General features: G+C 73.6%; 6 protein-coding genes and 1 tRNA gene. 6 read left to right on the top strand and 1 reads right to left on the bottom strand.

Annotation, left to right across the window (positions count from 1 at the left end; translation table 11 throughout):
* The 4 genes from ACWGE1_RS38520 to ACWGE1_RS38505 all read left to right on the top strand — a co-directional run.
* On the top strand, positions 1-1,868 hold a 1,868-nt coding region (locus ACWGE1_RS38520), incomplete at its 5' end, for a methyltransferase domain-containing protein (protein WP_453425129.1).
* A 31-nt stretch (positions 1,869-1,899) separates the two neighbouring features.
* Positions 1,900-2,493: an adenylyl-sulfate kinase gene (gene cysC, locus ACWGE1_RS38515; protein ID WP_453425128.1), complete on the top strand. Its 594-nt coding sequence runs from the start codon at positions 1,900-1,902 to the stop codon at positions 2,491-2,493.
* Positions 2,460-3,404 (top strand): sulfate adenylyltransferase subunit CysD, encoded by a 945-nt coding sequence (gene cysD, locus ACWGE1_RS38510; protein WP_453425127.1) that lies wholly within the window; start codon positions 2,460-2,462, stop codon positions 3,402-3,404. The genes cysC and cysD overlap by 34 nt, the downstream gene beginning before the upstream one ends.
* Positions 3,404-4,717, top strand: coding sequence for a sulfate adenylyltransferase subunit 1 (locus ACWGE1_RS38505; RefSeq protein ID WP_453425126.1), 1,314 nt, complete (start codon positions 3,404-3,406; stop codon positions 4,715-4,717). The genes cysD and ACWGE1_RS38505 overlap by 1 nt, the downstream gene beginning before the upstream one ends.
* A 109-nt stretch (positions 4,718-4,826) precedes the next feature.
* Here the strand turns inward: ACWGE1_RS38505 and ACWGE1_RS38500 are convergent.
* Positions 4,827-4,899 (bottom strand) — tRNA-Arg (locus tag ACWGE1_RS38500).
* A 332-nt stretch (positions 4,900-5,231) separates the two neighbouring features.
* Here ACWGE1_RS38500 and ACWGE1_RS38495 point away from each other — a divergent pair.
* Positions 5,232-6,851, top strand: coding sequence for a dynamin family protein (locus tag ACWGE1_RS38495; protein WP_453425125.1), 1,620 nt, complete (start codon positions 5,232-5,234; stop codon positions 6,849-6,851).
* Positions 6,852-6,855: 4 nt separating this feature from the next.
* Positions 6,856-8,379: GTPase (locus tag ACWGE1_RS38490; RefSeq protein WP_453425124.1), on the top strand; the 1,524-nt coding region annotated here is incomplete at its 3' end.

The following is an 8,379-nucleotide window of genomic DNA, read 5'->3' as shown; positions in this document are numbered from 1 at the left end:
AGACCGCCCTCGTCGAGCACCCGACCGTGGACCAGGCCCTGGTCACCGCCGTGCCCGACGCCGACGGCACCCCCCAGCTCGTCGCCTACCTCACCAAGTCGTCCGCCGCCGCCCTCACCGCCGGCGGGGACGAGGCCCAGGTGGACCGCTGGAGCGAGGTCTTCGACCAGATCTACCAGGCCGGCGAGCAGCAGACCGCCGACCCCACCTTCGACATCTCCGGCTGGATCAGCTCCTACACCGGCGAGCCGCTCGGCGCCGACGAGATGCGCTCCTGGGTCGACTCCATCGTCGGCCGGGTCCTCGCCCTGCCCCACCGCAGGGTCCTGGAGATCGGCTGCGGCACCGGCCTGCTGATGTTCCCGATCGCCGCGCACGCCGAGTACTACTGCGGCATCGACGTCTCCGAGGTGGCCATCCGCGACCTGGAGGCCAAGCTGCCGCTGCTGCCCGAGGGCGCGGGCCGCGTCGAGCTGCTCCAGCGCTCCGCCGAGGACTTCGACGGCGTCGCCGACGACAGCTTCGACATCGTGCTGATCAACTCCGTGGCCCAGTACTTCCCGAACGCCGACTACCTGGCCGAGGTGCTCACCAAGGCCCTGCGCGTGGTCCGCCCCGGCGGCGCCGTGATCGTCGGCGACGTACGCAACCAGGCCCTGCTCGAAACCTTCCACGCCTCCCTCCAGCGCGCCGAGGCCGAAGGGCCCGCCGACGGGCCGGAGTTCGACCGGGCCGTGGCGGACCGGGTGGCCCGCGACGCCGAACTCGTCATCGACCCCGGCTTCTTCACCGCGCTGGCCGGCGACCGGCCCGAGATCGAGAGCGTCTCCCTGCTCTCGAAGCGCGGCGCCCACCGCAACGAGCTGGTCAAGTACCGCTACGACGCCGTCCTGCACCTCGCCGGGGCCGAGCCGGGCGCCGAGGAGGCCACCGAGGAGGCCACCGAGGAGGCCACCGAGGAGGCCACGCCGGAGGAGTGGCCCGCCGCACCGGTCGCCGAGCTGGCCGACCGGCTGCGCGCCGAGCAGCCGGTCAGCGTCCTGATCGCCGCGGTCACCGACGCCCGCCTCGCGGCCGACCTGCCGGCCGGCGGCGGCCCGGACGCCGGCCTCGACCCGCACGAACTGGCCGAGCGGGTGGCCGAGCTGGGCTACCAGGTGGTCCCGGCCCTGCACCCCGAGCGGCCCGGCCGTCTCGACGTACTGATCACCCGGTCGGCCGCCCGCGCCCTGCGCCCCGTACGCGAGCTCGCGATGACCGCACCCGACCGGGGCTGGGGCGCCTACTCCAACGACCCGCTGGAGGCCGTCTGGCGCAGCGCCCTGGTGCCCGAGCTCCGCGCCCACCTGCACGCCCTGCTCCCCGAGTCCATGATCCCGCGGCACTTCCTCGTCCTGGACGCCTGGCCGCTGAGCGCCAACGGCAAGCTGGACCGCAAGGCCCTGCCCGCCCCCAGCACCGGACGCGAGGCCGCCACCACGGTCTACGTCGCTCCGCGCACCCCGACCGAGCGGGCCATCGCCACCGTCTGGTCGGACGTGCTCGGTGTGGCCCGGGTCGGCGCCCTCGACAACTTCTTCGACCTGGGCGGCCACTCGCTGCTCGCCACCCGTGTCGCCGCCCGCATCGGCGACGCCTGCGCCACCGAGGTCCGGCTCGGCGCCTTCTTCCAGCACCCCACCGTGGCCGGACTGGCCGTCCACATCGACGAGGAGGCGGCCAAGCAGGTCAGCCGCACCCCCGTCCGCCGGGCCGACCGGAGCCGCCACCGCGCCCCCCGGCCCGCCGCGACAGCGACCGCGACCGCATCCGCACCCGCGACCGCCACCCACGCGACCGCATCCGTTCCCGCAGGGACCCGGGCCTGAGAACCAGGCCGAGCCCGTCAGGAGATTGACCATGACACTGACCCAGGAGAGTCCGCCCGCCGAGCCGGCGGCCCCGCCCTGCCCCAGCTGCACCTGCGGTGCGACCGTATGGCTGACCGGCCTGCCCAGCTCCGGCAAGAGCACCATCGCGGGGCTCCTCGCCGAGCGGCTGCGCGCCGCCGGCCGCCGGGTGGAGATACTCGACGGGGACGAGATCCGCCGGTTCCTCTCGGCCGGCCTCGGCTACTCGCGGGAGGACCGCAACACCAACGTCCAGCGCATCGGCCTGGTCGCCGACGTGCTCTCGGCCAACGGGGTCGTCACGCTCGTCCCGGTGATCGCCCCGTACGAGGACAGCCGCGAGGCCGTCCGCAAGCGGCACGCCGACCGGGGCACCGCCTACCTGGAGATCCACGTGGCCACCCCGGTCGAGGTGTGCTCGGAGCGCGACGTGAAGGGCCTGTACGCGAAGCAGGCGGCGGGCGAGATCTCCGGTCTGACCGGGGTCGACGACCCGTACGAGCAGCCGGCCCGGCCGGACCTGCGCCTGGAAACCCACCACCAGAGCAGCCAGGAATCCGCGGACGCGGTATGGGCGCTGCTGTCCGAAAGGGGACTGCTGTGACCACCGCCGTCCGGCTCGCGCCGCTGACGCACCTGGACGTCCTCGAGTCCGAGGCCGTGCACATCTTCCGCGAGGTGGCGGGGGAGTTCGAGAAGCCGGTGATCCTCTTCTCCGGCGGCAAGGACTCCATCGTCATGCTCCACCTGGCCCGCAAGGCCTTCGCCCCGGCGCCGGTGCCCTTCGTCCTGCTGCACGTGGACACCGGCCACAACTTCCCCGAGGTGCTGGACTACCGCGACCGTGCCGTGGCCCGCTCCGGACTGCGGCTGCACGTGGCCTCCGTCCAGGAGTACATCGACAACGGCCGGCTGCACGAGCGCCCCGACGGCACCCGCAACCCGCTGCAGACCCTCCCCCTGACGGAGGCGATCCAGCGGCTGAAGTTCGACGCCGTGTTCGGCGGCGGCCGCCGGGACGAGGAGAAGGCCCGCGCCAAGGAGCGCGTCTTCTCCCTGCGCGACGAGTTCTCCCAGTGGGACCCGCGCCGCCAGCGCCCCGAGCTGTGGCAGCTCTACAACGGCCGCCACGCACCCGGCGAGCACGTGCGCGTCTTCCCGCTCTCCAACTGGACCGAGCTGGACGTCTGGCAGTACATCGCCCGCGAGGAGATCGAACTGCCGGAGATCTACTTCGCCCACGAGCGCGAGGTCTTCCGGCGCAACGGCATGTGGCTGACGGCCGGCGAGTGGGGCGGCCCGAAGGAGGGCGAGACCACCGAGACCCGCCTGATCCGCTACCGCACCGTCGGCGACATGTCCTGCACCGGCGCCGTCGACTCCGACGCCACCACGCTGGACGCCGTGATCGCCGAGATCGCCGCCTCCCGGCTCACCGAGCGGGGCGCGACCCGCGCCGACGACAAGATGTCCGAGGCCGCGATGGAAGACCGCAAGCGCGAAGGGTACTTCTAATGACAATCCTGGACTCCTTGACACCGGTCCTCGACGAGGATGCGCCCGCCATCGACACCCTGCGCCTGGCCACCGCCGGCTCCGTCGACGACGGCAAGTCCACCCTGGTGGGCCGGCTGCTGCACGACTCCAAGTCGGTCCTGACCGACCAGCTGGAGGCCGTCGAGGCGGTGTCCGCCCAGCGCGGTCAGGACACGCCCGACCTGGCGCTGCTCACCGACGGCCTGCGGGCCGAGCGGGAGCAGGGCATCACGATCGACGTGGCCTACCGCTACTTCGCGACCGCCCGGCGCCGGTTCATCCTCGCCGACACCCCCGGGCACGTGCAGTACACCCGCAACATGGTCACCGGCGCCTCGACGGCCGAGCTCGCGATCATCCTGGTCGACGCCCGCAACGGGGTGGTCGAGCAGACCCGCCGGCACGCGGCCGTCGCGGCCCTGCTGCGCGTCCCGCAGGTGGTCCTGGCCGTCAACAAGATGGACCTGGTGGGCTACGACGAGGCCGCGTACGCCGCCATCGCCGACGAGTTCGCCGCCTACGCGGTCTCCCTCGGCATCCCGGCGGTCACCGCGATCCCGATCTCCGCGCTGCTCGGGGACAACGTGGTGGACCCGTCCGCGCACATGGACTGGTACGTCGGCCCCACCGTCCTGGAACACCTGGAGACCGTCCCGGTCGGCCGGGCCACCGCCGAGGCGCCGGCCCGTTTCCCGGTGCAGTACGTGATCCGTCCGCAGACCGCCGAGCACCCCGACTACCGGGGCTACGCGGGCCAGTTGGTGGCCGGCACGCTCAGCGTGGGCGAGCAGGTCACCGTCCTGCCGTCCGGTCTGATCAGCACCATCCGCGGCATCGACGTCCTCGGGGAGCGCGCCGACGCCGCTCGCGCCCCGCAGTCGGTGACGCTGCTGCTGGAGGACGACGTCGACATCTCCCGGGGCGACCTGATCGCCCCCTCCGCGAGCGCCCCGGCCACGACCCGGGACGTGGAGGCCACGGTCTGCCACGTGGCGGACCGGCCCCTGACCGTCGGCGCCCGGGTCCTGCTCAAGCACACCACCCGCACGGTGCAGGCGGTCGTCCGGGACATCGAGTCCCGGCTGACCCTGGACGACCTGTCCCGGCAGCCGGACCCGGGGCAGCTGGTGGCCAACGACATCGGCCGGGTCCTGCTGCGCACGGCCGAACCCCTGGCCCTGGACCCGTACAGCGCCTCGCGCCTGACGGGCTCCTTCCTGCTGATCGAGCCCTCCGACGGCACCACCCTCGCCGCCGGCATGGCCGGCCCCGCCCTGGGCACCGCCGGCTGACCCCCGAGCCCGCACGAACGGCCCGCCGCACTCCCCGGCGGGCCGTCGCCGGGCCCCGTGCACACGAAAGCCCTCCCCGGGGGGAGGGCTTGAGGCGGGACGTGAAGAGTGCCCCCGGCAGGACTCGAACCTGCGGCCAAGTGCTTAGAAGGCACCTGCTCTATCCACTGAGCTACGGGGGCCGGAAGGTGGCCTTGGTGGGCCTGGAGCCTCCGGTGGGGGTGGGGCTGAGGTCCGTGCCGGGTCAAGGATAGGGCTCCGGTCGCCTTGTCCCGGTTGCTTCACTCGCGGGCCACGATGTGGAGGTTCGGTGAAGCGGTCCCGATAATCGCAGGCAGGTGCGATTCTCGCATCGCTTTTGCGCCGCGGCGCCCTGGGTGTTGTGCACTCGTTATGCCTGCGCCCCACTCGTCCGTCGTGCCCAGAATGTCCCACTGGAGTCGCGGTCGGCGCGCAGAGGACGTATAAGCTTCAAAAATGGTCCTAAATTGGGCATTCTTCGCATGTGGTGACCTTGGATGTTCGGCCTCAGCTGCTCGATGCCCTGTCCGCCCTGCGCGACCGGGTCGCGTCCGTGCGTCTGCCGCTGCCCCTGCCCGGCGCTCCGCGCGCCCGCCAGACCAGAGCCGAGCTGCTCGCGCAGCTCGACGACTACCTCGTACCCCGGCTGAAGGCGCCCGAGGCGCCGATGCTCGCCGTCGTCGGCGGGTCCACCGGGGCCGGTAAGTCCACCCTCGTCAACTCCCTCGTCGGCCGGCAGGTCAGCGAGGCCGGGGTGCTGCGCCCGACCACGCGCACACCGGTGCTCGTCTGCCATCCGGACGACCACCACTGGTTCGCCGGAATGCGCGTGCTGCCCGACCTGATGCGGGTCTGGGTGCCGCACGAGGAGGAGGAGAAGCCCCCTGCCGCCAAGTCCCGGATCCGCGACCGCCGACCGGCCGGTACCACCCACGCGACCCGCGAGATGCGGATCGAGACCGTCTCCAGCCTCCCGCGCGGCCTCGCCATCCTCGACGCCCCCGACATCGACTCCCTCGTCGTCGAGAACCGCACCCTCGCCGCCGAACTCATCTGCGCCGCCGACGTCTGGGTGATGGTCACCACCGCCTCGCGGTACGCCGACGCCGTCCCCTGGCACCTGCTGCGCACCGCCAAGCAGTACAAAGCCACCCTCATCACCGTCCTCGACCGGGTCCCGCACCAGGTGCTCGCCGAGGTCTCGCGGCAATACGGAGCCCTGCTCACCAAGGCCGGGCTGGGCGACGTACCGCGGTTCACCGTTCCCGAGCTGCCCGAGTCCACCGGCGGGGGCGGGCTGCTGCCGGCCAGTGCCGTCGCCCCGCTGTTCGCCTGGCTCGCCCACCACGCGCAGGACCCGGCCGCCCGGCAGTACGCCGTCGGGCGCACCGCGCTCGGCGCACTGGACTCCCTCGCGCGCCGGATGCCCGAGCTCGCCTCCGCCGTCGCCGCCCAGCACGCCGCCGCCGTACGGCTGACCTCGGCCGTCGAGGACGCGTACAAACGGGAGGGCAAGCGGGTCCGGGGCCGCCTCGACCACGGCGCCGTACTGGCCGGCGACGCACTGACCCGGTGGCGCGGCTACCCGCTCGACACGAGCGCCGACGAACTGCTGGACTCGCTCGCCGAATCCCTCGCCGCGCTCCTCCAGTGCGCCGTCGCCGCCGCCGACGAGCGGATCGCCGAGGCCTGGCGGCGCGAACCGGCCGCCGGTGCGGTCTCGCTGCCCGCGCCCGACCGGGAGGCGGGCGATCGCATCGGCCTGGCCGTACGCCGGTGGCGGCGGGTCCTGGAGGAACTCGCCGAGGAGGAGGTGGCCAAGCTCGACAAGCAGCCCGCACCCGACGCCGACGGCGTCGCCGCCCTCCTCGTCGCCGCCCTCCTCGGCGGCAAACGGGCCCGGCCCGCCGGGGAGAAGCTCGCCGAACGGATCGGCGCGCAGGCCGCCCTGCGGCTGCGCGACCGGGGCGGGGAGCTGGTGGGCGACCACCTCGACCAGGTGCTGCGCGCCGAACGCGACCGCCGGCTCGCCCCGCTGGAGGCGCTCGAAGTGACCCCGGAACCACAGGCCGAGCTGATTGCCGCGCTGTCCGTACTGCAGAAGGAGAGGTGACGCGGTGACCGCCCTGACCGACCGCACCGACGACCGCTGGGACGACGGACTCATCGCGCGCTCGCGCCCCCGGGCCGCCGACGGGGACGAGGAGGAGGACGGGAACGAGGGCGACGAGGCGCTCGTACGGGCCGTTTCCGGCGCGGGCAGCGACGGCGGAAAATCGACCGCGCCCCCGCTCAGCCCCGAGGGGCAGGCCCTGCGGCTGCGCCTCGACGCACTGCGCCAGCTGGTCGGGCTGTCCCGGACCCGGCTCGACGGAAAGACCCTCGCCGAGGCCGGGCGGGTCCTGGACGAGGCGGCGGCGCGCCGCGGACTGTCGCCGCAGCACACGGTCGTCGCGATCGCCGGAGCCACCGGAAGCGGCAAGTCCACTCTCTTCAATTCACTCGCCGGTGTGCAGATCTCCGAGATGGGCCTGCGCCGCCCGACCACCGCCGCCCCCATCGCGTGCAGTTGGTCGGACGGAGCCGCCGGACTGCTGGACCGGCTGGAGATCCCGGGACGGCTGCGCCGCCGGCCCCGCGAGACCTCGGAGGCGGAGGCGCTGCGCGGGATGGTCCTGGTCGACCTTCCTGACTTGGACTCGGCGGTCGGCGCGCACCGCGACCACGTGGACCGCGTACTGGCGCTGGTCGACGCCGTGGTGTGGGTGGTGGACCCGGAGAAGTACGCGGACGCTGTCCTGCACGAGCGGTACCTGCGGCCGCTCGCCGGGCACGCCGAGGTGACCTTCGTCGTCCTGAACCAGGTGGACCGGCTGCCCGGGGACGCCGCCGACCTCGTACTGGACGACCTGCGCCGCCTCCTCGACGACGACGGCATCGCGCTCGGCGAGCACGGCGAGCCCGGCGCGACCGTCCTCGGGCTGTCCGCACTCACCGGGGAGGGCGTCGGGGAACTGCGCGAGCTCCTCGGACAGTTCACCCAGGAGAAGGGCGCGGCCACCCGGCGGATCTCCGCCGACGTCGACCGTGCGGCCGTGCGCCTGCGGCCGCTGTACGTGGCCGACGGGCACGCCGGGCCGGAGATCGGGGAGGCGGCGCGCGCCGAGTTCGAGGACCGGCTCGCCGAGGCGGTCGGGGCGTATGCGGCCGGGCTCGCCGCCGAGCGCGCCTGGCGGCGCAACGCCGGGAAGGCATGCGGGACGCCCTGGCTGCGGCTGTGGCGCTGGTACGAGGGCCGCCGTGCGCCGCGCACCCTGGCCGGTCTGGCCGCCCTGGCGGCGATCGGGGGCCGCGGCCAGGCGGTCGCGCAGGCCCCGGTCGAGGAGGAGGTGACCGCACGGCAGCGGGTGGAGCAGGCCGTACGGGCGGTCGCCGACGAGGCGGTCTCCGGGCTGCCCGAGCCCTGGGCGCAGGCGGTGCGGGAGACCGCCGTGCGCGGCGCCGACCGGCTCCCGGAGGCGCTGGACGAGATCGCGGTGACCCTCGGGGCGGCGGTCGCGGTGCCGAGCGTCAAACCGCCGCGGCCCACCTTGTGGGACGCTTATTTTCTGGGGCAGGCGGGCATGACGATGTTTTTTTTG

It is taken from the genome of Streptomyces sp. NPDC054932 (assembly GCF_053610205.1).
The sequence above is the reverse complement of the archived record's forward strand: the minus strand, read 5'-3'. Positions and strand labels throughout refer to the sequence as shown.